The sequence below is a fragment of the Rhizobium sp. 01T444 genome (assembly GCF_056398305.1).
Window position 1 is genome coordinate 1 of the sequence record NZ_JBFTPD010000359.1, and the last position, 548, is coordinate 548.

At 67.2% G+C, this 548-nt stretch carries 2 protein-coding genes; both read right to left on the minus strand.

Annotation, left to right across the window (positions count from 1 at the left end):
* The coding region (locus AC1DTN_RS38920; RefSeq protein WP_477925573.1) for a phage tail fiber protein at positions 1–273 on the minus strand (273 nt) is incomplete at its 3' end.
* Positions 274–292: 19 nt separating this feature from the next.
* Positions 293–548 (minus strand): hypothetical protein (locus tag AC1DTN_RS38925; protein ID WP_477925574.1); only part of this gene is annotated, 256 nt, incomplete at its 5' end.

Genomic DNA, 548 nt, shown 5'->3' on the forward strand with positions numbered 1-548 from the left:
CATTTCGCCGAAGTCGACGTTCGCGGCCGGGCTCACGATGTTGCCCACGACCGTCCATCCCGCGGCCGTGCGCACGATGGCCATACGCGCATAGCCGGTGTAGGCAATCTCGTTGGTGATCTGCGTTCCACCGGCGCCAGGGTCTGCGGTGTGCAGGCCGAGATAGAGCGTGGTCAGCGGGCTCGATGCCGCGTTGTCGGCGAGGCCGGCGATCGCAATGGCCTGAAAGATGAGCTTCGCCAGGTCGTTGGCAAAGGTGGCGTTGAAGGACATTTCGGTACTCCCTTGAAGGTCAGGTGTTGGAGAGGAGGAAACCTTGCGTACCGATCGCGTCGCGGAAGTCCACGCCGGCGAGGGTGATGGTTCGGACGCCGCTGGCCAGCGCGAACGTCGCGCCCGTCAGGGGCAGGCCCATGTAGCTGTCGGCGCCGCCGCTCGTGGCGCCACCCTCGATGCCAGGAAGGCAGAGCAGGTCGCTGGTGGTTGGGACGTGGGAAGTGCCGGTGTCGCCCGAGACGGCGCCGACCTCGCCGCCCACGCCCCGGTAC